This is a genomic window from Pedobacter sp. NJ-S-72, assembly GCF_053890575.1.
In genome coordinates, this window is the sequence record NZ_CM132681.1 from 2,199,900 (window position 1) to 2,226,613 (window position 26,714).

General features: G+C 37.4%; 37 protein-coding genes and 1 tRNA gene. 13 read left to right on the forward strand and 25 right to left on the reverse strand.

Translation table 11 applies throughout. The features are described from left to right. Positions 1–95: 95 nt before the first annotated feature. Positions 96–845 carry a hypothetical protein gene (locus ACWYN3_RS14750; protein WP_456221817.1) on the reverse strand — a complete coding sequence of 250 codons (750 nt, stop codon included), beginning with the start codon at positions 843–845 and terminating at the stop codon, positions 96–98. A 174-nt stretch (positions 846–1,019) separates the two neighbouring features. Between ACWYN3_RS14750 and ACWYN3_RS14755 the strand changes: the two genes are divergently transcribed. The 4 genes from ACWYN3_RS14755 to ACWYN3_RS14770 all read left to right on the forward strand — a co-directional run bounded on the left by ACWYN3_RS14755 (position 1,020) and on the right by ACWYN3_RS14770 (position 3,801). After that, positions 1,020–1,574 carry a hypothetical protein gene (locus ACWYN3_RS14755; protein WP_456221818.1) on the forward strand — a complete coding sequence of 185 codons (555 nt, stop codon included), beginning with the start codon at positions 1,020–1,022 and terminating at the stop codon, positions 1,572–1,574. Positions 1,575–2,286: 712 nt separating this feature from the next. Beyond that, positions 2,287–3,072, forward strand: a complete 786-nt coding sequence (locus ACWYN3_RS14760) for a sensor histidine kinase (protein ID WP_456221819.1) — start codon at positions 2,287–2,289, stop codon at positions 3,070–3,072. 73 nt (positions 3,073–3,145) lie between these two features. After that, entirely contained in the window at positions 3,146–3,685 is a 540-nt protein-coding gene (locus ACWYN3_RS14765; RefSeq protein WP_456221820.1) for a response regulator, read from the forward strand. Next, positions 3,670–3,801: a LuxR C-terminal-related transcriptional regulator gene (locus tag ACWYN3_RS14770; RefSeq protein ID WP_456223022.1), complete on the forward strand. Its 132-nt coding sequence runs from the start codon at positions 3,670–3,672 to the stop codon at positions 3,799–3,801. The genes ACWYN3_RS14765 and ACWYN3_RS14770 overlap by 16 nt, the downstream gene beginning before the upstream one ends. Positions 3,802–4,207: 406 nt before the next feature. Here the strand turns inward: ACWYN3_RS14770 and ACWYN3_RS14775 are convergent, their stop codons facing one another. From ACWYN3_RS14775 to ACWYN3_RS14820, 10 genes are all read right to left on the reverse strand, one after another. Further along, on the reverse strand, positions 4,208–4,522 hold the full coding sequence (locus ACWYN3_RS14775; protein WP_456221821.1) for a hypothetical protein: 315 nt from the start codon (positions 4,520–4,522) through the stop codon (positions 4,208–4,210). Between the two features lie 142 nt (positions 4,523–4,664). Beyond that, the gene (locus ACWYN3_RS14780; protein ID WP_456221822.1) at positions 4,665–5,207 is read right to left on the reverse strand and encodes a RagB/SusD family nutrient uptake outer membrane protein; all 543 of its coding nucleotides are present in this window, start codon (positions 5,205–5,207) and stop codon (positions 4,665–4,667) included. Further along, positions 5,191–6,177 carry a hypothetical protein gene (locus ACWYN3_RS14785; protein WP_456221823.1) on the reverse strand — a complete coding sequence of 329 codons (987 nt, stop codon included), beginning with the start codon at positions 6,175–6,177 and terminating at the stop codon, positions 5,191–5,193. Before ACWYN3_RS14785 ends, ACWYN3_RS14780 begins: the two co-directional genes overlap by 17 nt. 11 nt (positions 6,178–6,188) lie before the next feature. Continuing rightward, complete coding sequence (locus ACWYN3_RS14790; protein WP_456221824.1) at positions 6,189–6,734, reverse strand: hypothetical protein; 546 nt, start codon at positions 6,732–6,734, stop codon at positions 6,189–6,191. Beyond that, entirely contained in the window at positions 6,703–7,095 is a 393-nt protein-coding gene (locus ACWYN3_RS14795; protein WP_456223361.1) for a hypothetical protein, read from the reverse strand. Before ACWYN3_RS14795 ends, ACWYN3_RS14790 begins: the two co-directional genes overlap by 32 nt. Then, entirely contained in the window at positions 6,980–7,717 is a 738-nt protein-coding gene (locus ACWYN3_RS14800) for a TonB-dependent receptor domain-containing protein (protein WP_456221825.1), read from the reverse strand. Before ACWYN3_RS14800 ends, ACWYN3_RS14795 begins: the two co-directional genes overlap by 116 nt. Further along, positions 7,690–8,112, reverse strand: a complete 423-nt coding sequence (locus ACWYN3_RS14805; RefSeq protein ID WP_456221826.1) for a hypothetical protein — start codon at positions 8,110–8,112, stop codon at positions 7,690–7,692. The genes ACWYN3_RS14800 and ACWYN3_RS14805 overlap by 28 nt, the downstream gene beginning before the upstream one ends. An 80-nt stretch (positions 8,113–8,192) precedes the next feature. Further along, positions 8,193–8,720, reverse strand: coding sequence for a TonB-dependent receptor plug domain-containing protein (locus tag ACWYN3_RS14810; protein WP_456223023.1), 528 nt, complete (start codon positions 8,718–8,720; stop codon positions 8,193–8,195). Further along, on the reverse strand, positions 8,699–9,205 hold the full coding sequence (locus ACWYN3_RS14815; protein ID WP_456221827.1) for a carboxypeptidase-like regulatory domain-containing protein: 507 nt from the start codon (positions 9,203–9,205) through the stop codon (positions 8,699–8,701). The genes ACWYN3_RS14810 and ACWYN3_RS14815 overlap by 22 nt, the downstream gene beginning before the upstream one ends. A gap of 531 nt (positions 9,206–9,736) precedes the next feature. Next, complete coding sequence (locus ACWYN3_RS14820) at positions 9,737–9,886, reverse strand: hypothetical protein (RefSeq protein ID WP_456221828.1); 150 nt, start codon at positions 9,884–9,886, stop codon at positions 9,737–9,739. 2 nt (positions 9,887–9,888) lie between these two features. Here ACWYN3_RS14820 and ACWYN3_RS14825 point away from each other — a divergent pair, with 2 nt between their 5' ends. The 3 genes from ACWYN3_RS14825 to ACWYN3_RS14835 all read left to right on the forward strand — a co-directional run bounded on the left by ACWYN3_RS14825 (position 9,889) and on the right by ACWYN3_RS14835 (position 12,507). After that, positions 9,889–10,236 carry a histidine kinase dimerization/phospho-acceptor domain-containing protein gene (locus ACWYN3_RS14825; RefSeq protein WP_456221829.1) on the forward strand — a complete coding sequence of 116 codons (348 nt, stop codon included), beginning with the start codon at positions 9,889–9,891 and terminating at the stop codon, positions 10,234–10,236. Positions 10,237–10,375: 139 nt separating this feature from the next. Next, complete coding sequence (locus ACWYN3_RS14830) at positions 10,376–11,602, forward strand: hybrid sensor histidine kinase/response regulator transcription factor (protein WP_456221830.1); 1,227 nt, start codon at positions 10,376–10,378, stop codon at positions 11,600–11,602. 122 nt (positions 11,603–11,724) lie between these two features. Further along, positions 11,725–12,507 carry a 3-keto-disaccharide hydrolase gene (locus ACWYN3_RS14835; RefSeq protein ID WP_456221831.1) on the forward strand — a complete coding sequence of 261 codons (783 nt, stop codon included), beginning with the start codon at positions 11,725–11,727 and terminating at the stop codon, positions 12,505–12,507. Between the two features lie 81 nt (positions 12,508–12,588). Here the strand turns inward: ACWYN3_RS14835 and ACWYN3_RS14840 are convergent, their stop codons facing one another. Both ACWYN3_RS14840 and ACWYN3_RS14845 read right to left on the reverse strand, forming a co-directional pair. Continuing rightward, entirely contained in the window at positions 12,589–12,813 is a 225-nt protein-coding gene (locus ACWYN3_RS14840; RefSeq protein WP_456221832.1) for a CDGSH iron-sulfur domain-containing protein, read from the reverse strand. Between the two features lie 162 nt (positions 12,814–12,975). After that, entirely contained in the window at positions 12,976–13,161 is a 186-nt protein-coding gene (locus ACWYN3_RS14845) for a hypothetical protein (protein ID WP_456221833.1), read from the reverse strand. A gap of 333 nt (positions 13,162–13,494) precedes the next feature. Here ACWYN3_RS14845 and ACWYN3_RS14850 point away from each other — a divergent pair, with 333 nt between their 5' ends. Continuing rightward, positions 13,495–13,785 (forward strand): hypothetical protein, encoded by a 291-nt coding sequence (locus tag ACWYN3_RS14850; protein ID WP_456221834.1) that lies wholly within the window; start codon positions 13,495–13,497, stop codon positions 13,783–13,785. Positions 13,786–13,967: 182 nt separating this feature from the next. Beyond that, complete coding sequence (locus ACWYN3_RS14855; protein ID WP_456221835.1) at positions 13,968–14,102, forward strand: hypothetical protein; 135 nt, start codon at positions 13,968–13,970, stop codon at positions 14,100–14,102. Here the strand turns inward: ACWYN3_RS14855 and ACWYN3_RS14860 are convergent, their stop codons facing one another. The 9 genes from ACWYN3_RS14860 to ACWYN3_RS14900 all read right to left on the reverse strand — a co-directional run bounded on the left by ACWYN3_RS14860 (position 14,103) and on the right by ACWYN3_RS14900 (position 20,807). Beyond that, entirely contained in the window at positions 14,103–14,240 is a 138-nt protein-coding gene (locus tag ACWYN3_RS14860) for a hypothetical protein (protein ID WP_456221836.1), read from the reverse strand. After that, positions 14,240–14,749, reverse strand: coding sequence for an HAD family hydrolase (locus ACWYN3_RS14865; RefSeq protein ID WP_456221837.1), 510 nt, complete (start codon positions 14,747–14,749; stop codon positions 14,240–14,242). The genes ACWYN3_RS14860 and ACWYN3_RS14865 overlap by 1 nt, the downstream gene beginning before the upstream one ends. 123 nt (positions 14,750–14,872) lie before the next feature. Continuing rightward, on the reverse strand, positions 14,873–15,226 hold the full coding sequence (locus ACWYN3_RS14870; protein WP_456221838.1) for a hypothetical protein: 354 nt from the start codon (positions 15,224–15,226) through the stop codon (positions 14,873–14,875). Next, positions 15,223–15,537, reverse strand: a complete 315-nt coding sequence (locus ACWYN3_RS14875) for a hypothetical protein (protein ID WP_456221839.1) — start codon at positions 15,535–15,537, stop codon at positions 15,223–15,225. Before ACWYN3_RS14875 ends, ACWYN3_RS14870 begins: the two co-directional genes overlap by 4 nt. Before the next feature lie 203 nt (positions 15,538–15,740). Continuing rightward, positions 15,741–15,995 (reverse strand): hypothetical protein, encoded by a 255-nt coding sequence (locus ACWYN3_RS14880; RefSeq protein ID WP_456221840.1) that lies wholly within the window; start codon positions 15,993–15,995, stop codon positions 15,741–15,743. Between the two features lie 238 nt (positions 15,996–16,233). Further along, entirely contained in the window at positions 16,234–18,201 is a 1,968-nt protein-coding gene (locus tag ACWYN3_RS14885; RefSeq protein ID WP_456221841.1) for an outer membrane beta-barrel protein, read from the reverse strand. 427 nt (positions 18,202–18,628) lie between these two features. Further along, positions 18,629–19,153, reverse strand: coding sequence for a DUF1345 domain-containing protein (locus ACWYN3_RS14890; RefSeq protein WP_456221842.1), 525 nt, complete (start codon positions 19,151–19,153; stop codon positions 18,629–18,631). A 336-nt stretch (positions 19,154–19,489) separates the two neighbouring features. After that, positions 19,490–20,020, reverse strand: coding sequence for an RNA polymerase sigma factor (locus ACWYN3_RS14895; protein WP_456221843.1), 531 nt, complete (start codon positions 20,018–20,020; stop codon positions 19,490–19,492). 716 nt (positions 20,021–20,736) lie between these two features. Beyond that, positions 20,737–20,807 (reverse strand) — tRNA-Cys (locus ACWYN3_RS14900). A gap of 483 nt (positions 20,808–21,290) precedes the next feature. On the opposite strand from ACWYN3_RS14900, the gene ACWYN3_RS14905 reads away from it, so the two are divergent. From ACWYN3_RS14905 to ACWYN3_RS14920, 4 genes are read left to right on the forward strand one after another with little or no spacing between them, the layout of a single operon-like run. Next, positions 21,291–21,872, forward strand: a complete 582-nt coding sequence (locus tag ACWYN3_RS14905) for a hypothetical protein (protein ID WP_456221844.1) — start codon at positions 21,291–21,293, stop codon at positions 21,870–21,872. A gap of 25 nt (positions 21,873–21,897) precedes the next feature. After that, positions 21,898–22,305 carry a hypothetical protein gene (locus ACWYN3_RS14910; protein WP_456221845.1) on the forward strand — a complete coding sequence of 136 codons (408 nt, stop codon included), beginning with the start codon at positions 21,898–21,900 and terminating at the stop codon, positions 22,303–22,305. An 11-nt stretch (positions 22,306–22,316) separates the two neighbouring features. Then, complete coding sequence (locus ACWYN3_RS14915; RefSeq protein ID WP_456221846.1) at positions 22,317–23,816, forward strand: SNF2-related protein; 1,500 nt, start codon at positions 22,317–22,319, stop codon at positions 23,814–23,816. Beyond that, positions 23,795–24,307 (forward strand): DEAD/DEAH box helicase, encoded by a 513-nt coding sequence (locus tag ACWYN3_RS14920; RefSeq protein ID WP_456221847.1) that lies wholly within the window; start codon positions 23,795–23,797, stop codon positions 24,305–24,307. Before ACWYN3_RS14915 ends, ACWYN3_RS14920 begins: the two co-directional genes overlap by 22 nt. Positions 24,308–25,151: 844 nt before the next feature. On the opposite strand, the gene ACWYN3_RS14925 is transcribed toward ACWYN3_RS14920, so the two are convergent. From ACWYN3_RS14925 to ACWYN3_RS14935, 3 genes are all read right to left on the reverse strand, one after another. Continuing rightward, complete coding sequence (locus ACWYN3_RS14925; protein ID WP_456221848.1) at positions 25,152–25,832, reverse strand: hypothetical protein; 681 nt, start codon at positions 25,830–25,832, stop codon at positions 25,152–25,154. Between the two features lie 66 nt (positions 25,833–25,898). Beyond that, positions 25,899–26,270 (reverse strand): DUF4249 family protein, encoded by a 372-nt coding sequence (locus ACWYN3_RS14930; RefSeq protein ID WP_456221849.1) that lies wholly within the window; start codon positions 26,268–26,270, stop codon positions 25,899–25,901. Continuing rightward, entirely contained in the window at positions 26,243–26,713 is a 471-nt protein-coding gene (locus ACWYN3_RS14935; RefSeq protein ID WP_456221850.1) for a DUF4249 family protein, read from the reverse strand. The genes ACWYN3_RS14930 and ACWYN3_RS14935 overlap by 28 nt, the downstream gene beginning before the upstream one ends. Position 26,714: the final 1 nt, after the last annotated feature.

The following is a 26,714-nucleotide window of genomic DNA, read 5'->3' on the forward strand; positions in this document are numbered from 1 at the left end:
GATGATGATACTCACAGGTACTTACATTTTGCGGGATTAAAAGAAATAAGATCAGAAGAAAACGAAGGGATGTTTCCACGTCCATAATAAATAATTTATATAGTATTAAACAAAATAGGTGAAGGGGCTAAAAAAGGGCTGGTGGCAGAGGTGCCGATATAAATTTTGGATCTCCAAACAATGAATGTGTACAAACTGCTTATTAACTTAGTATAATCAAGATTACCAGATTTATCCAGCCCCTGTCCAAAAATCAAAGTATAGGTTTCAAAACGAACCAGTCCTTTTGGTATATTTTTCATAATGATACTCCCTGAGTATTGATAAGGAGCAGCTTTACTTGTTGCAATCATGTTTGTTCCGTCGTAAATACCGGGGCCGAATTCACCCTGGAACAACGCAATCCATTTTTTATTTGCCTTTACCTGATTGCAGCATGGACTTACAAAATGCGCGATTAGAAAATCAGTGCCGATATTATCTGAATTTACGGTGATATTACTGCACACGGTAGGAAGGGGCTGATTAAACACCGCTGAGATTGCTAAAGAGAGAGTGGCTACAATAGTTTCTGTTGCCCTCCCCTTGTCAATGCCCAATCCAATTATATAATTCTTCTTTCCAATGGAAAGCTGATCAAATATATGCTCACCAAAAAGTTCACCACTAGTTATTTTCCTGGTCTGCAATGCATCTGAGGACGGCAGCGTACGGGAACCTTCCCAAATAGAAAGAAAACAGCCCATAGCTCCGGGATCAGACCCGGGCAATAAATTAAATGAAACAGCTACCTGCTTTTCATTTACTGGTTTTCCAATGAGTTGAATAACACCTTGCGTACACATAACAAATTATGATTTTTTAAGAACAGTATATAAGCCAAATATCCATTCGGCAGATTAAAAATAACAGGGTGAAAACAGCTTTTCGGGTTCAGCATTTTAGCTTTATTAAAAGGTAAAATGGAGTTTGCCACAAGAAATAATTTACCTAGGTTAGCTTAAAAAAACGCCCATATTATGAAATTAAAATTCCCTATTCTATTTACTGCATTAATTGCTGTAGGTGTAGCTGCATGTCAGCAAAAAGAAACTGCTGCTATAGAGCCTGCCAGCAAAGATGTAACTATACCCGATTCAGTTTTAGTTGACGTAAATACTGCAAGAGAATATGTTAAAAATTATGCACCTCATGCTGGTTATGTAGATCAGACAGAAGAAGAAGTAAGAGCAAAAGCGCCTAAAAAACCAGATACACGCTGTGTTTGGTTTAGTAAACAAAGATTACAACAAATGCTTGATCAGCTTGAAAATGAAAAAGGAGATGGCGTACGCTTCTATATGATTACCTATAATAAAAAGTACGATACCACCTTAATTGGTAGACAGACACCTATACCGCCAAAAAAATACTGGGGATACAATACCCTGTTAATGGTTTCGACCAGACCAGTTAAATCTGATGAAGGGATTCTGCATTTCGATTATTACGGGAACAATGTTAATCAGGAAAATGAAGTAAAAAAAAACAGTAAAAACAAAAAAACCAGGTTTTATCGTAACTTTCGTTCCTGAGAACAGAGGTGAATTATGTCCGCCACCTTCAAACTGTATGTCAATTGGAGCAACATTGCTAACTGATACGTTAAAGAGATAATATGCATCAGTTTTTTACTGTAAATACTATTACAGAGCTCCTTTTTTTACTGACTGATCAGCATTTTTTGCCTGTACAGAGACAAAAATATATACTGGAGATCTTTCATAATTTATCTTTTCCTGGTATGTACCGTAGAAATGGCCGGGATTAGTCTACGCCTTGAACACAAACCGAATTACGCTCTCTATACCTGTTTCCTGGTGGTTGAATGTACAGTGGTAAGTTGTTTTTTTTTATCATTTATACAAGAAATACCATCACAAACCTAGCCAGCTGTACAGCTGGTTAGGTTTATTTATTTTAGTATTTACTCTGGAGCTATTCAATAATAATTTTAGCAATTTCGCCTATAAAACCGCTGCTTTTATGTCGGTTATTTTTGTCATCGCAAGCTTATACTATTACATGCTTATCCTAAAAGATGAGCATTTCAGGAAATTGGAAACTTATCCACCTTTCTGGGTAGTTAATGGTATTTTATTTTTCTATTTTGGCAGCACTGCGTGTAATATATTTTTTGACTACCTTTTGCAGGAAAAGGCCAGTTTCGATAAGTTTATCTACGAGATATGTTACTTTTAATATTCTGAATGTACTTTTATATAGTTGTTGGTCTTACGCTTTTATATGCAGATATCGTCAAAGGAATTAATCTTACTGATTGCCATAATCACATTCATTTTCCTGATTGCCCCTCTTTTTTTGATTATTTATATCTTTTTATACAATAAAAAAAAGGCCAGACATCTTGAAGAAAAAAAGGCTTTAAAGAAAACATTTGAACTGGAATTACTAAAGAGTCAGGTAGAAGTGCAGGAACATATCCTCCAGACTATAGCGAGTGACCTGCATGATAATATCGGACAGTTACTGAGTCTGACAAGCATGACGTTAAGCTCTATTAAAGCTGATCATTTAAGAGAGGAAAAGATTAACACCGCAGCAGAACTGACCCATCGTGCAATTAAAGAACTGCGTCAGCTTTCAAAAAAGATGAGCGGACAGGAACTGATCAAAAAAAGTCTGGGACATTCTATTGCATACGAGCTGGACTGGCTAAAAAAAGGTCTGGCTTATGAGGTTCAGTTTGAGGACAACACTACGCATTCCATTCCGGAACATGCCGATAAAGAGTTAATCATGTTCCGGCTATTCCAGGAAATATTAAGTAATATTCTCCGGCATGCACAGGCAAGCATAATCAAAATCACGATTAACCAAACCAAAGATTATTTATCTCTTCTTGTCAGGGATAATGGTAAAGGGTTTCTTCTGGAGCAAAAACTAAAGGCAAGTGACGGTTTAGGCCTATCCAATCTTCAAAAAAGGACATCGATGATGGATGGAAACTTCATCATTAATTCTAGTCCTGGTACGGGTACTGAGATTCATATTTCGATACCATACAGCTAAATTGTTTTTTCAAAAAACAGCAATAGACATTTTTAATTTATAAATTTAGGCGCTGTTGAAGCCGCGCTCAGATATGGAAGATAAAAAGATAGCTATTGCAATTGTTGATGATCATACTTTATTTAGAAAAGGAATGATTAGCCTGTTAGAAGAATCAGATGAAATTGATATTCTTTTTGATGCTTCCAACGGACAGGAAATGATCGCAATGCTGAATAATGATATGCTGCCACAAGTGATATTAATGGATATCAATATGCCTAAAATGGATGGTTATGAATCCACTAAATGGCTCACCAGCAATTATCCTCAAATCAAGGTCCTGGCCTTAAGCATGTACGATGAGGATAAACCTATTATAGAAATGCTCAAAAACGGAGCTGGTGGATATTTATTAAAAGAATCTAAAACCTCCGATTTAATTATTGCAATTAAAACCATCGCAATACATGGTTATTTTATGAATAACCTGGTTTCGGGCAAGTTAATCAGATCTTTACAAGAAAATAGTTCCTCAAAAAAAACCTGCTGCAGGAAATCTCTGCAAATGAACGTAAATTTCTGGAACACTGCTGTTCAGAGTTCACTTATAAAGAAATTGCCGATAAAATGAATCTCAGCCCGCATACTATTGATAATTACAGAGAATCGTTATTTCAGAAATTTGAAATTAAATCACGTACAGGATTAGTCTTATTTGCCCTGCGGAATGAATTAATCAAACTGTAGAAGATTAGTTAATCATCAAGATCTGAATACAACCTGTTTCCCCTGTCAATAGTTACGTACAAATCCGGAGTGTTGCCTTTAATTGATTTGATTTTACCAGATTTGGCAGGAGGGCTAAAATTATCATGGTAATCAATTCTGACTGCCCCTATCGAACTTACCTTACCATTTTTCCCGGCACCGGAAAAAAAAACATCATAATAGCCAATTCCAATCTTACCGAATGATTTGAGTTTACCTCTCCTATCCCCATCAAAGACATCATAATAGCCAATAGTGTTACTGCCAATTAATTTGATTTTACCTCTTCTTTCTCCATCGAAGACATCGTAATAATCAACCCTGATACCACCAAAAGATTTGACTTTACCATTTCTTTCCCCATCAAAAACATCGAAATAATCATTTAAACACCTCCGATTGATTTGAGTTTGCCTTTTTTTCCGCCATCGTCAAATCCATCATAATACTCTTCATCCAAATAATCACTCCATTCCGGAACTCTTTTACTTCCACGGTTGACCAGGGATAACGTATTAGCTTTCGGGTCGAACTGCAAACTCAGTTCACCAATTGTAAAAACGATGGAATTTATCGCCGCTGTTTGCGGCAAGATTTTGAAATTTACTCTCGATAGTTCCTGCGCATTACAAAACAAACTAAAGCCTAAAAACAAGGCAGTTACTATGATATTCCGGGAACTCTTTGAGCTTAAAATCATTTTCAATATTATTTTTTTTCGTTTAACACTAAAGTAATTAAAAATCTATTAAATTATAACTGAATGTTAATTTATCTGCCACAAAAAACAGGTTAACCTGCTTAGCGCAGATTAACCTTTTACATTATATTTAATAATTTAATTAATAACCAGGATTCTGAGTATAGTTCGTATTTCCCAGCTGATTATCTGGTATAGGGAACAACACGCTTCTTGGATTATCTGTTGGTTTTTCTTGCCATGGAGTTAAGAATTTACCAAAACGAATCAAATCTTGTCTTCTTACACCTTCCCAGAAAAACTCACGTCCGCGTTCATCCAGTAAATTGTCCAGTGTTAAACTTCCAAAAGCAGTAGCTCCCCTTACTGTTCTAAGTGAGTTGACAAGCGTTAATGCGCTGCCAGTCTGCCCAGTTCTTAACTGAGCCTCAGCCTTCATCAATAATACATCTGAATATCTGTAATAAACCCAGTCATTTTCTGCCTTACCGGTTGAAGCATTGACATAATCAATCGGATATTTGATTACGCGGATCCCAGCAACCTCCAGGTGATTTGCATCAGTTTCAATATTACTTACTTCGGGCGTAAAAATCAGGTTATTACCACGTCTGTCTTTAATGATCGCGCCAGTCTGATCATATTGCTGACCAATTAAAAAACCAACTTTAACACCAGAAAACATTTGTCATCCCAGCATATGTTCCACCAATACGCTGATCAGCAGCTTCAAATTTCTTATAAAAATCAGACAAAGTAGAGAATCCATTATAACCACTTGGATTTTGATTATAATGCAATGGAGGTACCCACATATCTTTTACAGCACCCGCATCAGAGCCACCAACATTTCTGGAAGTGAATATATTCTCTTTTGATAGTTTGTCATTAGTTGGCGCAAAATTGTCAAAATATTTTGCCGTCAGCTGATATTTGCCAGAATTGATAATTTCATCTGCAAGGGTGATTACTTTTGCCATATCTGCAGGATCAAAAGTTGGAACCATACGATTTAAAAATGCACCCTTATTCAGGTAACACTTCATCAACAGCATTTTTGCCGCATCTTTATTTGCAAAATAATTAGGTCCATCGGTCAGAGTAGGAATGATAGCTGTCAATTCTGAAATCAGGTAATCAATTTCTTCAGGAGCCTTTCTGACTCTTGAGTTCGTAATAACTGATTCACCCGGATCACGATAGGCAACCTGCCCCCAACCATCCAGAACAGAGAACTGAGCGAAAGCACGAACAAATCTTGCTTCTGCAGCCTGTACCGGTGAAGGACTAAAAGCCAGCACATTTGTTGCTGCATAATTTACCCCATGTAAATCTCTGTATGTATCAGAGATACGGGAATGATCTGCCTCCCACCTGTGTAAATGTAATGCACGCCATGCACCATTATCATCCCAGTCACCAGCCCGCGTAGGCACAATAGCCTCGTCAGAAGGAAATTCCTGTAATGACCACCAGCCCCAGGGTCCCTGGTATGGATTACGCATAGCGGTGTAACTTCCATTTAGCAAATCGGCAACGTTCCCGGAATTCACCCCTTCATTACCAATCTGGCCACCTATATCCTCTTTCAGTTTTGTACAGCCTGAAATAGCTATTGCTAATGCAAAAAAAGTAATTATATATTTATTTTTCATGTTGATCATAATTAGTTAAAGAGAGAAATTAACTCCAAAAAATTGAATGTTCTTGAACTAGGATAAGGAATGTATTCAATACCAGCCGAAGGCACACCATTCACGCTTTTATCCACGTTTACTTCCGGATCAAAACCAGTGTATTTAGTAATTATAAATAAGTTTTGTCCATTTACAAAAATGTTCATCCCTTTGATCACCTTACCTACATTACCAATCGAATAACCGATTGTGGCATTAGCCAGTTTCACATAACTACCATTCTCAATATACCTGGAAGATGCAGCAATCGGATTGGCTAAAGATTCCTGAATTGGTGAATTCAGCAAATTAGCAGCAATATTTCTACCAATGCCAAGATTAGAGATTGGCAATACTGAATTCGCTGTGTTGTTGTAAATTTTCTGACCTAATGATCCATTGAAGTTTGCACCAAAAGTTACTTTCTTGTATCTGAAATTAGCACTAAAACCTAAGATGACACTTGGATTCGGATTCCCCAGGTAATAATATTTATAGCCTTCATCAGTATACTGAGATTGATTGTCCGCCAGCATTCAAACCAGTATATTCCCTGGTTACCATGGCAAATAATGGCAATCCTTGTTGAAGAACTTCTAAGGTTACCCCGCTTAATCCTTGTCCGCTCAATGAACCAGTTTTAATAATACCTTCCAGAGTTTCTACTTTATTTTTAATAAAAGTAGCATTACCACCTAAAGATAGAGAGACATCTGGCTTATCAATAATATTTGCATTTAATGTAAGTTCGATTCCTTTATTACTGATTGTACCAGGTAAATTAACCCATGAGGCTACTACGCCCGGATTTGTTGGTGATACTGGGTTTTGAGGAAATAAAAGTCCAGTTTTTTTTTTTATTAAAATAATCCACAGATCCAGTAATCTTGTTACCAAACAAGCCAAAATCTACGCCTAAGTTGGTTTGTTCGTCTTCTTGCCATTTTAAGTCCGGATTTCTATTATTTACTGCAACAAGTGTTCGTTTACCACCTATAAAAACATAATCGAAACGTTGTTGAGATGATGCTCCTGACGGAAACTCCTGATTACCAGTCTTTCCGTACCCTGCTCTTAGTTTCAGTTGATTTAACCAGGAAACATCAGCCATGAAGGTTTCATTTTTAATATTCCAGGCAGCCGCAAACGAAGGAAAATATCCATAACGATTATTCGAACCAAATTTGGTAGAACCATCTGCCCTGAACGTTGCTGTCAGTAAATATTTATTATCATAATTAAAAATCGCTCTCGCAAAATAAGACTGCAATTGAGAAACCGGATCATTATAAGAATTTACCGTACGGTTTGCAGGTTCAATAGCGTGGAATATATCAGTATAATCAACTGCTGCATCACCAAATCCTCTGCCGGTCATATTTTGTCCTTTATTAGTGTAGTTATTAAATTCATAACCAATAATTGCATTCAGATTAAGCTTACTCGCTATTTCCTTATTAAAAGTAAGCGTATTGGTGAATTGCTGCGTAATCAGTTCAGAATTGGAATAACTGGCCACACTCCAGGAAAATCATCCTTTGCCTCTACACCGGTCAGGTTAAGAAAACTACGCGTAGAAGCCCTTCTGATACCCGTGCTATAATTTATACTAGCCAGCATTCTGAACTCTAACCAGGGTGTAATTTTATAATAAGGTGAAACACTTCCAAGAATAGTTGAAACTTTAGTTTTATCACTTGAAGCCTCTAACATCGCCATTGGATTAATTGTTGTTGAATTCTTTTCAACAAATACAGATCCATCCGCATTATACATAGACCGTGTTGGATTCCATGATAAAGCCTGACCAATTAAACTACCTGTGAACCCCGCATCCGTAGAAATCGGAGCAAGATTCTCTAAATACTGACTACTGATCAGATTGATATCCAATCCTAATTTCTTACTCTCCAAAAATTTGAAATTCCCGTTAAATGCGCCACTGTATTTTTTAAAATCAGTCTTTTTGATAATACCCTGCTGATTTTGATAACCTAAAGAAACACGAAAAACATTTCCATCTCATTTCCTCCGCTAACTGCAACAGAATAGTTCTGATTGTAGCCAGTACGCATAATCGATTTCATTGCATCTACATTATCGCCATAATCATTAGCTGTCAATCCATATTGCTTTAAAGCACTACGGAACTCATTACCATCCAATGTCTTAAGCGTACGTGCCAGCGTACTTACACCCGCAGAAGCACCTACATCAATTTTAACTTCACCGCTCTTTCCTTTTTTTGTAGTAATTAAAACTACTCCATATGCAGCTCTTGAACCGTAAATTGCAGTAGCGGAAGCGTCTTTTAAAATTTCCATGGATTCGATATCAGCCGGATTAATAAAGTTCAGTGGATTTCCCTGAGCAGAAGTACCAGAAGCAGTCAGGTTATTCGTTCCTGGAGCTGTAGCAGTCCCCCCATTACCAGTAGGCCTGGCCGACCTGCCATCAAGGGCAACACCATCAACTACATATAAAGGTTGTCCTGTACCTGTTACTGCCGTATTCCCCCTGATCTAACCGTAGAAGCCCCACCTGGCTGCCCGCTGTTATTAATCATCTGCACACCTGCAACCTTTCCCTGGATAAGCTGATCGGGTGCAATTAGCGGTCCTTTATTGAAATCCTTAGCAGAAATCGTCGTTGCAGCACCAGTCAGATCGCTCTTTTTTACAGCTCCATAACCTACAATCGTTACAGCCTCAAGATCAGTTCCTGATGATAACGTAATGTTGATTGTAGCCCTGCTATTGATATCTATTGTTTGTGATTGCAAACCAACATAACTGAAAGTCAGCGATTTTCCCGTCGCAGGTACATTAATAGCATACTTACCATTGGCATCGGTCATTGCTCTTACGTTCGTACCGGTAACTGAGATTGTAACACCTATTAAGGTGTTCTTTTCGTTATCAGATATCACACCTTTTACTACTGATTGTGCATATGCTGATAAATTAATGCTGAGTAAAGCAAGACAACAAAATATTGTTCTTTGCAACAGCTGAGATTTAAGCTTGTCTAAAAAGACAAACTTTTTTTTTTTTTTGGTAAAGACTCGTTCATAATTATTTGGTTTAGTTTATTTTGATTGAGAAAGCTTTCTGGTTTTTGTTTTACGTTTTGAAGGAGACAATGGACAATTTGAATTTGTAATATTACAAGCCAGTCTGGACTGGTTAGTCAAAGCAATATATGCGTAAATAATTTCCCTTGTTATTGATTCTGTATCAATTCAAACTAAAATCAATTTATCATCAAATAAAAACACAAACATCTATAAAACAACAAATTAATACCGTTAATTAAATTCAAATAAGCTAAAGCGCTTGAGCTTTAGCTTATTTATTTAGAAATTGTAACATTTTAGCGACGAATACAATAATGATAAATTCATTAATTATTCGCCGGACATAGTGTATTGAATACAGTATGACAAAAAAAATTATATATATATTGTTATCAGCTTATCACTACCTACCTTAACCTATGCAAGCAGACCAAAAGAGAGTTATGCTCTTCATCTATACTTCTATACTTCAATAATGATGACAAGCATTTTCGTCTTCGGATGTTCACCAGAAAAAAGAACAAATTCAGCTTCCCTGTTAGAGAAGCCAATGCGCAGTGTGCAGCAGGATAGTTTGAATTTCCTGGTTACAGCATTAATACTAGCAATCACCTTTGCTCTTATCGCCTGTTACCTGCTGTACCAGAACTATAAAAAAAAGCAAAGAATTAGAGCTCAAAAACAATGAAAGCCTGAGACAAAAAGAAGAATTGATTGCATTATCAACAGCAACCCAGGCAACTGCAGAAGCAAAATTCAGTTTCTTTACGCACATTTCTAATGCCTTCAGGGTTCCGCTTACCTTGATCCTGCTCCCATTGGATGAGCTATTAGACAGCAAAAACTCATCAAATGCACCTAAACATCAGCTGAATCTAATTCATAGAAATGTACAAAGGCTATTACTGATGGTTAATCAGCTAACCGATTTCAGAAAGATAGAATATGATAAAATAAAATGAAATCGACCTGACCTGTCAGGATTTCGTTGCTTTCTCAAAAGATATTATATCCTCATTTAAAGCACTTGCTTTAAGAAAAAACATCGAATTAAAGCTATCATGTTCTGATAAAGAAATCATGGTTTGGTTTGATAGAAACATGTTTGATAAAGTGTTGTTTAATTTATTATCTAATGCTATCAAGTTTAGTCCTGAACATGGAAAAATAGTAATCGGGCTTCATAAAAACCTTACTGATCAGGTACTGGAGATCACAGTATCAGATAACGGTAATGGAATGACCGAAGAAGAAGTTAAACATGTTTTCGAGTTATTTTACCAGGCAGACAAAGGCAGTTTTTTTGGTTCAGGTCTTGGTCTTTCTTTATCAAAAGAGATTACCGAATTACATCAGGGCACTATAAGTATTCAAAGTAAAAAAGGAAACGGAACCATCTTTCATATTATACTACCTTTAGAGCAGGAATACACTATTCCTAAAAACCAGGAAGCAATCAGTGATTTCACTATAAGTCCTGATCATTTAAATCAATATACCGCAGAAATCCTGCAGGACAGCTCTCCTGATCTGCAGGGCAATGAACAAGACGGGTATATCAATGAAGAGTCTCTACTGATTATTGAAGAAAATGAAGAGCTGCTTGAATATCTAAAAAACAGCTTTAAAGAAGATTATGAAGTCTTTACTGCCAACAGCAACTCTCAGGGTCTGAAATTAGCTTATGAAATGATTCCTGATCTAATTCTTACTGATATAACTTTAACTGAGAAATCAACCATTCAGATTACCCCTGCACTCAAAAATGATATCAGGACTTCTCATATACCTGTTATCATCTTAGCAGCTGATGGTAATGAAGAGCATAAAATAAGCGAGATTAAACAAATGGCAGATCTTTATATGACTAAGCCATTCAACTTGATATTACTTAAAGAAAGTGTAAAGAATCTGCTTTGGAACAGGAAATTACTAAAAAGAAAGTTTATGAGTGAAAGTCCTGCAGAAAATAACACAATGGTATTAAGCAGATCCGACAAAAAATTCCTAAGCGATTTTACCAGTATAATTGAACAGAATATAGCCAATGATAAGTTTAATGTAGACGACATAGCGATAGCGTTGGGTATATCCAGAATTCAGTTATATCGAAAAACAAAAGTTCTGCTTGACTGCACAATTAATGATTACATTTTAAACAGAAGGCTTAAAAAAGCCAAATATCTTTTAATTAATGAAGACTTTTCCATTTCTGAAATCACTTACAAAGTAGGCTTTTCATCCCCTACTTATTTCTCCACTGTGTTTAAATCAAAATATAATTGTACGCCCTCCTCTTATAAAAAACAAATAGCCGTAAACACCTAACCATAAATATCGTGCATGAAAACCTAATCAGGCAACATCTTCGTGATGAAAGGCCAAACAAACAATAATTCTCTATATTCATCCATCAAAACAAATCTAACAGTAATCTAAATCGTTATAACATGTATTTACACAAAGCAATTATTACCTCTGTTCTGATCACAGGATTAGGGCTGGCAAACGCAAATGCCCAGGCTAAACATGAGGATACAGAATTCTATACTCCAGTTCCCCAAAAAGTTACTCCGGGAAAAATAATAACGGAAGCCCCTTCTGATGCGATCATTCTGTTTGACGGCAAAAACCTTGATCAATGGGTAATGACCGATGACAGAACACAACCCGCAAAATGGACTGTTGCAGGTGGTCAGCTGACCGTTAATAAGAAAACAGGCAATATTGAAACTAAACAATCTTTTGGTAACTATCAATTGCATATTGAATGGCAAGTGCCAAAAGATATAACCGGAACAGGACAATTGCGCGGTAATAGTGGTCTTTTCCTTGCTTCAATGGGAAAAGGTGACCTGGGTTATGAGTTACAGATTCTGGATTCTTATGATAATAACACCTACACTAACGGCATGGCAGGAAGTATTTACAAGCAAACTACTCCGCTGGTTAATCCATCGCGTAAGCCGGGAGAATGGCAAACCTATGATGTGATCTGGACTGCCCCAACCTTTAAGGCTGATAGCACAGTGAATACACCAGCCAAAGTAACCGTATTGTATAATGGTGTATTGGTTCAGAATAATTTTGAATTGAAAGGCCCAACGCAATATATTGGTGTAGCATCTTACAAAAGTGCTCACGGCCCACTTCCAATCAAGCTTCAATCTCATGGAGATAAAAGTGAACCGGTCAGCTATCGTAATATCTGGATCAGAGAGCTGCAAAAGTAGTTTTGCAACTCCTTAATAAATAAAAGAAGCCGCTTTAATCTTGTTTGAAGCGGCTTCTTTATGAGGTTGTTTCTAAATTCCTTAAACTTTTTTAGGAGGAAGATCAAATGCAACAGCTTCATGCTCAAAATGACCATTATGTGCACCATCGCAAAAAGGTTTGTTTTTTGACATTCCGCAACGGCAAATCGATAATACTTCTCTGCCTTGCAGACCGTATACATTGCCATTTCTGTCAACAATTTCGAAATCGCCTTCGATCTTTACAGATCCATTATTATTGATTGTAAGTTTTGTCTTTGACATGTAATTGTTAGTTTGGGACAAAAGTAGAAGTCTGAATGGAAAGCGGGAAATCTCATTTCTATTTAGAAACATTATCCCATAAAAAAGGAGCCTCTTTTTTGAAACTCCTTTTTTCCCTTCTCTATTACTACTTAATGAGAACCCTATATTTAGATCAAACAACTACAAAATCAAAAGTCTTGGATTGATTTTCTTTTGCATTCCAACTGGCATAGTTCTCTTTACATTTCCAAGGCTTTTAAAAGAAACTGGTGCAACATTTTCTTGTTGTTGCAGTTTATCTCCTGTAAAAACGCCTACTTCATTAATCTTGCCGCTGGTAGCTTGAATTTTAATTTGATCTTTCATAATAATGGTGATTTGTCAACTAAAGAACAACGGTTATGCCATAAAGTTTATCAAAAAAAATAAATAAGACACTAAACGTTTATATGACAAAAAAGAGTCAAAAGATTTTCACAATCACTCTTTTTAATTTTTTGTTTATTTTTATAGCATCATGGACAAGGATAAAAAGGACTCAAAAAAGGACATCATCCTCAAGTGGATTCGACGTATGGGGGTTTGGGGTTTTCTGTTCTTTCTCGTGAAAGGGCTAATCTGGCTGGCCGTTGGATATTGGGTGGTCAAATAAATTCTGAAACAATTCTTATTGCTTAATCGTTAATGAAGAAAAAAGCAATGAAGAACCAAATCCCGGAGCAACAAGAAGGAGGTCAGCTGGATACCACAGCAAAAACTGAACTCCCTTCTATTGAAGAAGCTAAAGCATTCTATCAGATTGCAAAAAACAGGTTATTAAATATATCCTGCTGGGCAGAAATTTGCAAAGTCCCTTTGTCAACTTTTACCTTAACAGATGCAAATGGCCAGGAAGTAATCAGGGAAGCCGAAGAAGGTGATTATCTAAAGATAAATATTCCCCCGGGCCCGGAACTTATACCGGAGACGGCTTCGACTGGGTACGTGTAGAGAAAGTAAATGAAGAAATTAATAATTCATCGGCAGTAATAACCTTACAAGCCAGACCATCAGCAAATCCAACACAGCAAGATCCAGCTATTGCACATTTCTTTACCCAGCATGCGACCTCAACTTTTCAGGTTAAACAATCCGGCAGGATTGTTTCTGCAGAAGAGCATGGAAGAAATGAGGTGCCCAATACAGACACCTCGCATCTAACTGATCATATAAGAAATACCCTTGTTGGCTGGACCGCAAAAATCGGCCTTTCTTATCCACAATGGAAAAGCCTGGTCAAAGGTATTGTAGAAACCAATCCGGTTTAGTTATTGTGGTTTAGCAATATCCACTTTAATCTTTTCAAGGATCGCTTTCGTCTCCTCAAAACTCGTATGGTGGTAAGCATGCATCCCAAGGCTTTTTGCAGTTTCGACCTGAAAGATCCTGTCTGAAAATCCTGTCATCAAAATAATAGCATTGCTCTGTCTGGTCTGGCCTGTGCGATACCTAAAGCCAGCAAAAAGATATTTGGATCAGGCTTACGCATCTTTACGTCACAAGAAGATACGAAAGCATCAAAACATTCATGCAGCTTGAATTTCTTCACTCTGTAAGTATTCAATTCCTTACCTTCATTATTGATAGAAATTATACGGAAACCACAGTCTCTTTTCCATTCTTTCATCCACTGTAACAAACCCGGAAGTTCTTTTGATCTGGAATAAACAAACTCTTTAAAATCCTCTCTTGTGAAATCTCTTGGATGGTTAAAAACAACCGTATCCAGATATTCATCAAGCGTAATATTCCCGATTTCAAAAACGTTAAAAATGTAATTGTGTAATGTATTCAGCTCATCATAATTGAGACCGAATCTTTCTGCGGCCAGTTTACGCGAATCGTGTCCCCAGCCGTTGGTTAGCAATACGCCACCGATGTCAAAGAAAAGTATCTTAGGTTCTGAATTTTCCATAAGGTATGTTAAACAGGTTATTTTTACTTACGTAAACTTAGTTAATTGCCCGCAAAAACAAGCTGTTAAAAAAAAACAGGCTATCTTTTGACGATAGCCTGTTTTTCTTAAGAGTCTTAAAATCTAGTTGAAGATATATCTTACTCCTATTTGCGCCTGCCAGCGGGAAACCTGGTCAGTATTTACTTTAGTAGAATTGGTTACTGGAATTAAATTATCCTTATCCAGGTAAGGGAATGAATAATTTGCTTTACCATTCGCATCAACGCCCTGGTATTTAAGAACAGCTACTGAACCTGTATTAAATCCATTGTATGAATTTTCATATAAGCCCCAGTTACGGTTTAAGAAATTACCAAGGTTGATGATATTAAATTCAACTCTTATCGTATTTTTCTGGCTTCTTGTTTTACCAGATTTCACAAAAAAGTCTTGAGTAATGTTCAGATCAGCACGCTGAAAATAAGGTAAAATCACTCCATTTCTTTTAGTGAATTCACCTCGTGCTGGCTCAGATATTTATCCTGATTGATAAATGTATTCAATTGGTTCCAAATCTGGTCAGGAGTTCTGGTATCACCCACAAAATCAGCAACTAAATTAATATCACCTTTACTTTTGGGCACGAACATCAAATCATTTGCAGCGCCATCATTATTAGGGTCACCACTGGTGATATAAGACACTGCACCATTATTAGCAGACTCAAAGAATAAACCTATAGAAGTCGCATAGTTTTTATGATATTCTTTTCTGTAAGCCAATGAAGCGATAAAGCGATTAGGCATTACATAGGTACTATTTGATAAACTCTGATCGTTAGGGTTACCTGTTGTTGGTCTTCCTGCCCAGATAATACTGGCTGTAGATCCACCGTCATTTACGTCTTTAGAACCCGTATGTGTGTAGGCGATATTCGCATAAAACCCATTCAGGAAGCTTTTCTGTAACTGTGCAGTAACAAAATAAGAATAACCTTTATTTGTGTTGGTCAGGTAGTATAACCAGTAATATTTGGATTAGTAACACTTACTGGGGCACCATTGTTTGATGTTCTGTTATTAGAGGTATAACGGATCTGGCCTTCTACACCTGGTAAAGTAGTATAACTGTCAGGAAGAACAAGGTTCTGATGATAAATAGCATTGATATCTTTAGTATAAGATCCTTCTAAAGTACCAATAATACCGAATGGCAATTGCTGATCAATCGCAAGATTAGTTCTCCAGATTTTTGGATACTTCAAATTAGGATCTGTAACATCTAATTCATAAGAAGTATTTGCTGCAACTGCACCCGTTGGACGATTACCATTTACATCCGGATTATAGATCAGACGCGGATCATTAGGTGTTTTGGTTCCGTTAACAGTACCAGAGCTAAATAATGTTCCAGTATTTGATGCCTGGTTAGAGATCCATACAAATGGTGTTAAACCTGCGAATAATCCTGTACCTCCACGAATCTGTGTTGTATGATCACCTTTAACGTCCCCAGTTAAAACCTACACGTGGTGATAACTGGATCCTGCTTTTAGGTAATTTAGATACATCAACCTGTATACCCTGCTGAAAAGTTAAAGCCGCAGCATTAGGGTTCGGATCAAGTTTAGTAGGATAATAATTATAATCAGCCCTTAAACCATAAGTCAGTACAAAATTGTCTCTTACACGGAATTTATCCTGTGCATACAAACTAAAATTATATGATTTTATCTTAACCAGGGGCAAATCCCCGCCATTCGCAGCATTACGGTAATTATAAGATGCAGCAGGAAGATTATTGATAAAATCAGAAGCCGAATTATAAGTATATAAACCGTTATAATTAGGTGCAAATCCATTTAGAAAGCTCTGAGATTGATTACTTGTTCCAATTGTAACCTCATGTTTACCAGCAAAAATTGTTAAATCATCTGAAAGCTGCCCGATATTTGAACTCAACAAGTTACCCGCAGTGTAAAGCTCATATCCAAAACTTGTTAAAACACCACTTGGAGCAGTAATAATTTTCCCGGTCGCATCAGTTACCCCATTATCAATATCTACCATCGGTACATTTTTAGCTGACAATGGTTCACGGAAATCGCGTAAAGCAGAATAACCAACTGTTAGTTTATTAGAAATTGTATTACTGATTTTACTGTTCAGTTCCAGCATTCCGATATTAAAATTATTGTTGATCGTATAGCCTGCGCCAAAGAATGGCAGAGAACCAGGACCAGCACCACGCGTTGATCCCACACCAACTTTATCATTAATAATTCCGCCTGCACTATTAGGAGGTTGGTTTTTGAATGATTTAAGGTAAAAATACTTAGCACTTAAAGTATTGTTTTTATCGATATTCCAGTCTAACTTAACTGTGATCTTATCACTCTGTGTTTTATAACTATAATTTTCATATGGCCCTGGATTATAACCATACCTGGTTTGCAAAGCGTTAGCTATAGCATCTAAAGTTGCCGCGTCTGCCTTTGAAACCGTTCCACCACTAACACCTGGTCTTGAAGCAACAAACGTAGTCCCCGGGTTACTGATACGTTCCTGTTCACCGGATACGAAAAAGAATAATTTGTTTTTAATGATTGGCCCGCCAATACTCAAGCCTCTTGTATTATAATCAAAAGGAACTTTAGTAACTTCAGAAGTACCCGCTTTATAACCAGTTAAACCAGTACCCCGACCATAATAGTAAACAGAGCCTTTAATATCATTTGTACCCGATTTAATCACTGTGTTTACACCAGCTCCGGTAAAGAATCCCTGACGTACATCGTAAGGAGCCAGATCAACCTGTATCTGATCAATTGCATCCAGAGAAATTGGCTGTGAATTCGCCTGTCCCCCTAAAGTACCTGAAAGACCAAAAGAATTGTTAAACAAAGCACCATCAACTGTAATATTATTGAAAGTACTGCTTCTTCCACCGAAACTCATCGCACTTGTTGTACTTGCTGAAGGAGTTAGTTTAGTAAAGTCTGCCAAAGATCTGTTAATCGTTGGTAGAGCATCAATCTGAGCGCGCGTAATAGTCTCTCTTGCACCAGTACGGGAAGAGTTCATAACCTTACCCTGCGTGCCTACTACTTTTACTTCTTTCAAATCAGTTGCACTATCATCCATTTTGACGTTAATCGCCTGATCCTGACCAATTGAAAGCGTCAGGTTACTTTGAACGTATTGTTTAAAACCGATATACGATATTTTCAGCGTGTAAGGCCCGCCAATTTTAACGTTGATCAAATTGTAACGTCCGTTACCACGGGTTTCAACTGCATAAACAGTTCCGGTTGGCATATGGGTCAGTACTACGGTCGCTCCCGGTATCGGAGCTTTTCCATCTGTTACAACACCATTAATGGAAGCTGTAGTAATACCCTGGGCAAAAACCGATTGACCAGCCCAGACCGTAGTCATTAGCATTAATAATAAGAGTAATGTTTTTTTCATAAGGATTGTTTTGTGTTTGGATTGGGGCTTGCAGGGCGCTGTGCCTGTCGCACAGGTTTGTGCTCATTGCATAAATTTATGCTGAGTTAAGATGACCTTCTGCTTATGCAAATCCCGTTTTGTTTTTTTAATGATTTAGCTTTCTGAATTAAAAGCCGCACGAAGGTAAATATCGTGCATTAAGTCAAGGTTAACAATGGATTAACTACTTAAAATTAGTTTTTTATTAATTTTAACCAAAAAAAACATCTCAAAAAAATTAAAACAATATCTTATTAACTATTAATTGACTAGAAATACAATTAATATAACATTCCATTCTAATTAATAAACTCTCTTAAAAACAAACACGATACAAATCCAATAATTATTACCAAAAAAATCTCCGGAGTATGTTCCGGAGATTTTATAACCTATATATAGGTTATTATTTCGTCATTAGTCCCGAAATGATATTAATGCTCAGTGCAACGATTACTGTATTAAAAGCAAAAGAGACCAAACTATGCATTAAGGCAAGACGACGGATTCTCTTTGAACTGATTTCTACATCTGAAACCTGGAAAGTCATTCCGATTACAAATGAGAAATAAGTAAAATCAAGGTAGTCAGGAGTTTTTTCTTCTGGAAATTCTAAACCTTCTTTATATTTTGGCTGAACATTGTCTTTGGTATCAGTAACTAATTTTTCAGTATTAGCCTCTCCACTGACAGATTTAACGGAAGTCTTGCCTTTAGTCTCATAATAAAGATGGGCATATCGGAATACGAATATTGTATGCACCAATGCCCATGCGCACATGACAGCTGTTATCGATAAAATAATATGTAAAGTGAGTGCATTTCCAGTAAGCTGCTGAGTTGATTTTAGCAAGAGAATAACAACAAACAGACTTATCAGTGCTGCAACCAGAACAAAAATAAAAATCAGTGTGCGGTTATTATCCTGCACTTTTGAGATTTTTTCTTCATTTCAATAGGATGTACATAAAATATGGTCGCCCATGAAATACCTAATTGCGTTATCGCATAGCCGATCCAGACTAACTAAAATGAATTGTATGGAGGCTGCCATTCTCCCATAACAGCATAAGAAAACAATTAGGGCAACTATTAATGAGAGATACAATTTGTGATGGGCATCCAACCTTGATAATTTCATAAAGAGGGTAAGCAATTTAAAAATGAATACACAATTGTAATCAAAAAAAAAATAAAAGCAGCAAGGGTATTGCTGCTTTTATTTTTGCTGTTTAGCAAATCTTTTGAATCCAGAGGGTATTTGGATTTAACCGTTCTTACGCATAAAATTATCACTATGCATTTTCAGGCTTTTTTTCAGCAGCTGTCTTGCAATATGTATTCTTGTTTTAACAGTTCCAATTGGAATGTCCAACTGATCAGCGATTTCATGATATTTAAAACCTTCGAAGTATTTAAGAAAAGGAGTATAATATTCTGGCTGTAATTTGTCAAGGGCTTTATATATATCTTCCATAACAAATTTTCCATCACTGTCATTTACCGAGGCACTATAATGCAATTTATCAGAAGTAATCTCATCATCAGTCACTGTCATAATCAAATTGGTTCTGGTTGTCCTGCGGTAATTATTAATGAACGTATTCTTCATTATAGTAAATAACCAGGCTTTGAAATTTGTGCCCTCCTTAAAATGATTGGAGTAATTAATGGCTTTTAACATCGTATCCTGTACCAGATCATTTGCATCCTCCATATCTCTTGTGAAAGAAATAGCGAATGACTGTAAAGAATCCTTGTAACTGTAAAGTCGAAAATTAAAATCGTTGCTACTCATAGTGTTTATGTTTTTCGGTTTATATATGAACACAATTACAAAAGACATACCAAAAATAGCCTCTATTCATTTTAAAATTGGTTTACGATCCAGCAATTACATTATTTAATATTATTTATACACATATATATTGTTTATGTAAAAAAAACAAACAAAATGGTATTGTACCAAAAACTATACATTTTTGTCCACTTTATTTCAGTAATCCCTAAACAAAACATATATATAAACAGCTCCCCTTTTCAAGGATTTAGATTTAGAAGTCCGGCATAACTTAGAATAATAATTATATTGTAATTAAAGAAATGAGGATAAAAACCGGAAATCCCCATAAATAACTAAAGGGGAATCGAAATTCCCCTTTAGTATATCAAACACACCAATTTGAGAGCAAAATTTAATACAAGGATAAATTATCAACTTGATTAAACCGTGCTTAATGTTAAAAGTATGAAAGAGTTTTTGATCTTTAAATATTTTTACGTCAACAGCTCGTTTACTTACACGAACCTCCGCTTAAGACTCATTTTCATTTAACCTGATTCCTGAAAAAGAGGTTTTCAATAGGATTTTCAATCTTCTTCAGGAAATAGCAAGCTGCATTCCACTGCCCATAAAACTAAGATACTCCAGGTCATCCAACCTGGAGTATCAACAAAACAAAACTTAGATCTAACCAAAATCAAGTATCGGCGTAATGATTCACATTACTATTGACGTCATGGGCGGATTCGAACCGCCGTTAAAGGTTTTGCAGACCCACACCTCACCACTCGGCCACATGACTATTTTAGCAGAGAAAAATATGAGTAACCCTTGTTTTTCTCCTTTGTAATTTCTTTCATTACGTTGTTACTGACAGCAAATATAATAATGTCTACTGAAATAGTAGTATTTATTTTAACTATTTTTATTTTTTCTCTCATTTTAGTCATTCGGCAGAAAGGACTATCTTTACCTTCCACACTATGGCAGACATCCCAAACCTATTTGAAACTGTTAAAAACACCCCTGATACCTATATAATCAGTGATTTCAACCCAGCACTTTTCAATACTGTTTTTATATTAAAACACAGTTCTGGTCCGGCAGATATTACAGCGCCAGGCTATTTTGATTTGTTGCCACAGCATATTTCAATAGGTTATGCCTCATTTGGGAACAGTGGTACTGCCATAAAATTTCCACAAGTAGACATACGTCTTCATCAAAACAACCTGATTCTTTCTTGTCGTTGTCCTTCAATCAAAATAGATTATGTGAGCATCAGATGCAGGTCCTGTTTAATATCATCGAACGTCCTGAACTCCGTGTATTTTTTGATAGTAAGCTAAGACATGAAAAGATAAGGCAATTTGCCACAGCCTACGGTTTAGAAAACGAAAGTCCCGATGACTTATTTACCATTGAATATGGAAATAAGAATTTCGGGATTATTCCAGTGATGAAAGACCTCCTGCCAATTACGAAAGAGAAAAATGAGCTTCTTAAAGAGCTTCTTTTGCCTAAAACAGACCTCAATTTCTTAAAACGTGTAGCAGAAGAGGAAGGCACAAAGAAAATACTTGTTTTAAAGCAGCACCGTTACTACTCACATTTCCAGGCTGACTTTTTGGAATGTGCAACGACAGCCACTGGTAAAATAAGGAATCCATTGAAGCAGTTAAATGCGATGGACTACATATGGGCAACAGAAAACCCAGAAGAATTAAAATTCTATACAGCAATTTCCAAATTCCAGCAGAACTACGAAAACTGCACAGGCAGATGCCGACATCAATGGCTTAAAAGCACTGGTAAAGAATCCCCTTGGGCTGGACGTTTTTTACCACGACCCCAGGATCTCCCCTAACCTGACTGTCAGTTCAATCATTCCAGTGAAGATCAAAAACCTTCACATAGACATTCGCCTGGCCGTTAACCTCACCAACGGATTTTATACCATTTTGGGCGAACTCGTTTTAGAAGGTAAAGCTTACGACCTTAAGCTTCTGAATATAAAGTTCAGTTACTTCATCTTTTACAACGGTACGATGTACCTCATTGATAATCCCGATTTCATCAGAGTAGTAGATTTCTTCAGACAAAACAACAATCATCTGATTATACACGATTCTAAATTTGCAGCATTCAAAGAAGACATCTTGTCCAGGCTGGAAAGCAAAATCCATATCAACTACTCCTATCTCAAACCCGCTACCCACGAACAACTCAAAGAGGCACACTTTGATCAGTCAACCGAGAAGATCATCTACCTCTCTCCGACTCTGAAAACTACGTTCTGATAACCCCCGTAATGAAATACGGAGCCGTTGAAGTCCCTGTATTATCCAGAAAACAAATCCATGCCGCAGACCACGCAGGCAATGTATTTACCGTAACCAGAGATGAGCAGGAGGAGTTACAGTTTGTGTCCTCAATGATTCGTCAGCATCCCCATTTTGAAGAGCAGCTGGATAAAGAATCCTTTTACCTTCATAAAAAACGTTTTCTGGACGAAGGCTGGTTTTTAGCCGCCTTTGAAGAATGGCATCAGCAGAACATCACCATATTAGGTTTCAACCAGCTAAAGGGCAATAACATAAACCCTAACAAAGCAAAAATAAGCATAGCCGTAAACAGCGGACTAAACTGGTTTGACACCGCATTTGAAGTCACTTTTGGAAAACAAAAAGTCTCCCTCAAGCACCTGCACAGATCAATCAGGAATAAAAGCAAATTTGTGAAGCTCGGTGACGGCACGATGGGGATACTACCTCAAGAGTGGATTGATCGTCTTACAAAATACTTTAATGCCGGAGAAGTTGTAGATGAATCCATTCGTACACCCAAGGTAAATTTCACAGAAATTACCGACTTGTACGAAGAAGAAATCCTTTCAGTAGCTGTAAAAATGGAGCTCTCTACCTATAAAGCTAAAATAGCTGATTTTAAAAACATCCAAAAAGTAGAAGTTCCAAAAGCCCTGAATGGAACCCTTAGAGATTACCAGAAAGAAGGCCTGAACTGGTTAAACTTCCTTGATGAATTCAATTTCGGTGGTTGTCTCGCCGACGATATGGGCCTCGGGAAAACCATTCAGATTATTGCCTTCATCCTATCCCAGCGGGAAAAGGGACATCAAAACACCAACCTCATCGTTGTTCCCACTACCCTGATCTTTAACTGGCAGGCCGAAATAACCAAATTCGCCCCCGATCTTAAGATCCATACCATATACGGTGCAGACCGGATAAAAGACCATGAAGATTTCAGCAATTACAATTACGAAATCATCCTCACCTCCTATGGCACCCTGCTATACGACATAGGCTGGCTTAAGAAATATCACTTTAACTACATTTTTCTGGATGAGTCTCAAACCATAAAAAACCCCGACTCCCTACGTTACAACGCTGTGCGTCTGCTACAGTCCAGGAATAAAATTGTCATTACCGGTACCCCAATAGAGAACAACACCTTTGACCTTTACGGGCAACTCTCCTTTGCATGCCCCGGGCTCCTCGGCAGCAAACAATATTTCAGAGACCATTACTCATCCCCTATAGATAAATTTAAAGACACAAGGGCTGCAAAAAACCTTAAAAAGAAAGTAAGCCCATTCATCCTGCGCAGAAAAAAAAAAGAAGTGGCCGCAGAGCTTCCTGACAAAACCGAAATGGTGATCTACTGCGAGATGGGCACGACCCAAAAGACCGCTTACGACGCCTGCAAAAACGAGTACAAGAAATTTCTCCTGTCCGGGAAAGAAGACCATGAAGAAAAAAGCGCATCATGCATATCCTTAAAGGCCTGACCCAGCTCAGACAGATCTGCAATTCACCTGCCTTGCTCAAGGACAACCTGCTGCACGGAGCCACCTCCTCTAAAATCACGACCCTGATGGAAGAAATAGAGAGTCACTCACCCCAGCATAAAATCCTCGTATTCTCACAATTCGTCTCCATGCTCGACCTCATCAAGAAGGAACTCGAACAAAAAGACATCCCCTTTGAATACCTTAGTGGCAAAACAACCAATCGTGAAAAGCGCGTACAAAGCTTCCAGCAAAACGAAAACATCCGTGTCTTCCTGATCAGTCTGAAAGCAGGCGGAACCGGCCTGAACCTTACCGAGGCCGACTACGTATACCTCGTTGACCCCTGGTGGAACCCTGCTGTAGAAAACCAGGCCATTGACCGTTGCTATCGCATTGGCCAGAAGAAAAATGTAGTAGCTATCAGATTAATTTGTCCTGACACTATCGAAAAAAATCATAACTTCAGGAAACAAAGAAGGAGCTTGTGAATGATATCATACAAACCGATACCTCCCTGCTAAAATCCCTTTCAAAAAGTGATCTGATTGAGCTCTTCAACTAATCAAAAGCTGCTAACAAACCAGCAAACCTATAGACAATCCAACAAGCAAACCTAAAAGTAACTAACAAAAAGCAATCCAATAGGCAATCCAACAAGTAAACCAATAGGCAACTAACAAATAAGCAATCCAATAGGCGATCCAACAAGCAAACCTAAAGGCAACTAACAAAATAGCAATTCGATAGGCAATCCAATAAGCAAACCTATAGGCAACTAACAAAAAGCAATCCAATAGGCGATCCAACAAGCAAACCTAAAGGCAACTAACAAAATAGCAATTCGATAGGCAATCCAATAAGCAAACCTATAGGCAACTAACAAAAAGCAATCCAATAGGCGATCCAACAAGCAAACCTAAAGGCAACTAACAAAATAGCAATTCGATAGGCAATCCTAAGCAAACCTATAGGCAACTAACAAAAAGCAATCCAATAGGCGATCCAACAAGCAAACCTAAAGGCAACTAACAAAGAAGCAATCCAACAAGTAAACCAATAGGCAACTAACAAAGAAGTAATCCAACAAGCAAACCTAAAGGTAACTAACAAAATAGCAATCCAACAAGTAAACCAATAGGCAACTAACAAATAAGCAATCCAACAAGTAAACCAATAGGTAACTAACAAACAACTCAATAGCGCGCCAACAAATCACACCATTTCGCCAGTTTAGAGAAATAAAAAAAAAGACCAGCATATTTCGGACATTGTTCATTCCTTCAAATGAACGTCGGCCGAAATATGCTGGTCTTTTTTTTATTTCCCCCTGACCTAAGAAGCAGTGAACTTGTAGGTTAGCGACTTATCATCGCCCGAGAAAGAAACCTCATGTTTAACCCCTTGCTCATCCAGATAAACCTTCCCCTTCACAAACCCTTCCAAATCCTTCTTACTCACCTGTTCAAAGTAACTCTGAAAATCCTGTTTCAGTGCCTCATCAGTTTTCGGAGCAGTCGCTAACGTCTGTTCAGGAAGCGAAGTAGCACTCATTTTCTCCAGTCCGATCATCATAATATCAAAATACCATGAATCCGTCAATTTCATTGCTTCGATAGCCAGTCCGTCCACAAACCCTAACAAATTGTGTCTGAAACTAGTTCCCTCATCCATAAAGAACCTCAATCCGGTAGACTTTGTCCATTCAGCTCTTTCACCCTGATCACCATTGCTGCTTACCCCGTAAAAGGCAACAAGATATTCCAGAGAGCCGGTGATTATCTTCTCTTCATGGTTAATATTCTCATCAAGAACCTGTTGAGAAACACTATTCATAATTTTATCAAAATACGTAGAATCCCCGGTAAAGCTCATACCAGAAATTTTCACTCCCGGTAAACCACCACAGCCCCTGCGGGCAAGGATTCCATTCTTATAAATTTTTATATTCAGTGCTTTCCGTTCCGTTCCCGACTTCACTGTGATTAATACCTGTTCGACTTCAGACTTATCCATTTTTTTTACGCTTTATAATAACCTCAATAAAAGCAGACCTTGCAATCCGCCGACGCGAAATTACAATTAAAATTTAGCTATAGAAGTTATATTAGTAGACTGGCAAGCATTAAATACCCCTAAAGCACCGCCAGAAATATTACTTATCGGATTAGAAGGCGTATCCGTATTCTGATCGATCGTCGTGTTCAAAGTTCTGAAATAATCATAAGTACCTTTATCAATACACTGCAATTCGACCGTCATCAGATCACCATTATTAATCAATGGATTTCCCACCTTTGAATCCGTATCATAATAAAGCTGGTTGTCATAAGTTCTGCCATCCGTTGCATCATCATTGCGTACAAAAGAGCCCTTTACCAGCACATTATTTACCCACTGCCTTAACCTGTAATAATTCCCTTTTCCTACCGGATCAGTGTATTCAGGAACCATAAATATTTTATATCTGCATCCAGTTCAAAGCGTTTTGCATAAAGCTTATTCACCTTGATCGCTTTCAGGGGAATAGTCGAAGTAGCCATATAAGTCTTACCACTCAGTTTAACTGTCAATTGATAAGTATGACCGCCAACCCCCTGCATCAGGCTCGTCTCATAGACACCAGAATTTTTAGTCGTTAAAGTCTCAGCAACACCAGAAGTCAGATCCTTAATTTCAACAACCCCGTCATTACGCCCCACAAAATTATTATCCTCCTCAAAGTTCTTTGATTCGGAAATGCTCACCCTATAAGGCCCGGCATTGGCAGTAACCTGCCCCTCAATTACAATTTGTGTAGCCGATCCATCCAATTTAACATCAATGACCTTTTCACAACCACTGAACATCACCGTTACTATCATTAAGTAGAAAAAACCTACACTGCGTTTCATCATT

Bases quoted from the DNA above. Each gene is read 5' to 3' on its own strand.
- ACWYN3_RS14750 (WP_456221817.1), bottom strand. From the start codon at position 845: ATGTGTACGCAAGGTGTTATTCAACTCATTGGAAAACCAGTAAATGAA.
- ACWYN3_RS14755 (WP_456221818.1), top strand. From the start codon at position 1,020: ATGAAATTAAAATTCCCTATTCTATTTACTGCATTAATTGCTGTAGGT.
- ACWYN3_RS14760 (WP_456221819.1), top strand. From the start codon at position 2,287: ATGCAGATATCGTCAAAGGAATTAATCTTACTGATTGCCATAATCACA.
- ACWYN3_RS14765 (WP_456221820.1), top strand. From the start codon at position 3,146: ATGGAAGATAAAAAGATAGCTATTGCAATTGTTGATGATCATACTTTA.
- ACWYN3_RS14775 (WP_456221821.1), bottom strand. From the start codon at position 4,522: ATGATTTTAAGCTCAAAGAGTTCCCGGAATATCATAGTAACTGCCTTG.
- ACWYN3_RS14780 (WP_456221822.1), bottom strand. From the start codon at position 5,207: ATGTTTTCTGGTGTTAAAGTTGGTTTTTTAATTGGTCAGCAATATGAT.
- ACWYN3_RS14785 (WP_456221823.1), bottom strand. From the start codon at position 6,177: ATGAAAAATAAATATATAATTACTTTTTTTGCATTAGCAATAGCTATT.
- ACWYN3_RS14790 (WP_456221824.1), bottom strand. From the start codon at position 6,734: ATGCTGGCGGACAATCAATCTCAGTATACTGATGAAGGCTATAAATAT.
- ACWYN3_RS14830 (WP_456221830.1), top strand. From the start codon at position 10,376: ATGTTTGATAAAGTGTTGTTTAATTTATTATCTAATGCTATCAAGTTT.
- ACWYN3_RS14835 (WP_456221831.1), top strand. From the start codon at position 11,725: ATGTATTTACACAAAGCAATTATTACCTCTGTTCTGATCACAGGATTA.
- ACWYN3_RS14840 (WP_456221832.1), bottom strand. From the start codon at position 12,813: ATGTCAAAGACAAAACTTACAATCAATAATAATGGATCTGTAAAGATC.
- ACWYN3_RS14845 (WP_456221833.1), bottom strand. From the start codon at position 13,161: ATGAAAGATCAAATTAAAATTCAAGCTACCAGCGGCAAGATTAATGAA.
- ACWYN3_RS14850 (WP_456221834.1), top strand. From the start codon at position 13,495: ATGAAGAACCAAATCCCGGAGCAACAAGAAGGAGGTCAGCTGGATACC.
- ACWYN3_RS14860 (WP_456221836.1), bottom strand. From the start codon at position 14,240: ATGACAGGATTTTCAGACAGGATCTTTCAGGTCGAAACTGCAAAAAGC.
- ACWYN3_RS14865 (WP_456221837.1), bottom strand. From the start codon at position 14,749: ATGGAAAATTCAGAACCTAAGATACTTTTCTTTGACATCGGTGGCGTA.
- ACWYN3_RS14875 (WP_456221839.1), bottom strand. From the start codon at position 15,537: ATGCCTAATCGCTTTATCGCTTCATTGGCTTACAGAAAAGAATATCAT.
- ACWYN3_RS14885 (WP_456221841.1), bottom strand. From the start codon at position 18,201: ATGAAAAAAACATTACTCTTATTATTAATGCTAATGACTACGGTCTGG.
- ACWYN3_RS14895 (WP_456221843.1), bottom strand. From the start codon at position 20,020: ATGAGTAGCAACGATTTTAATTTTCGACTTTACAGTTACAAGGATTCT.
- ACWYN3_RS14905 (WP_456221844.1), top strand. From the start codon at position 21,291: ATGCAGGTCCTGTTTAATATCATCGAACGTCCTGAACTCCGTGTATTT.
- ACWYN3_RS14915 (WP_456221846.1), top strand. From the start codon at position 22,317: ATGAAATACGGAGCCGTTGAAGTCCCTGTATTATCCAGAAAACAAATC.
- ACWYN3_RS14920 (WP_456221847.1), top strand. From the start codon at position 23,795: ATGCATATCCTTAAAGGCCTGACCCAGCTCAGACAGATCTGCAATTCA.
- ACWYN3_RS14925 (WP_456221848.1), bottom strand. From the start codon at position 25,832: ATGGATAAGTCTGAAGTCGAACAGGTATTAATCACAGTGAAGTCGGGA.
- ACWYN3_RS14930 (WP_456221849.1), bottom strand. From the start codon at position 26,270: ATGGTTCCTGAATACACTGATCCGGTAGGAAAAGGGAATTATTACAGG.
- ACWYN3_RS14935 (WP_456221850.1), bottom strand. From the start codon at position 26,713: ATGATGAAACGCAGTGTAGGTTTTTTCTACTTAATGATAGTAACGGTG.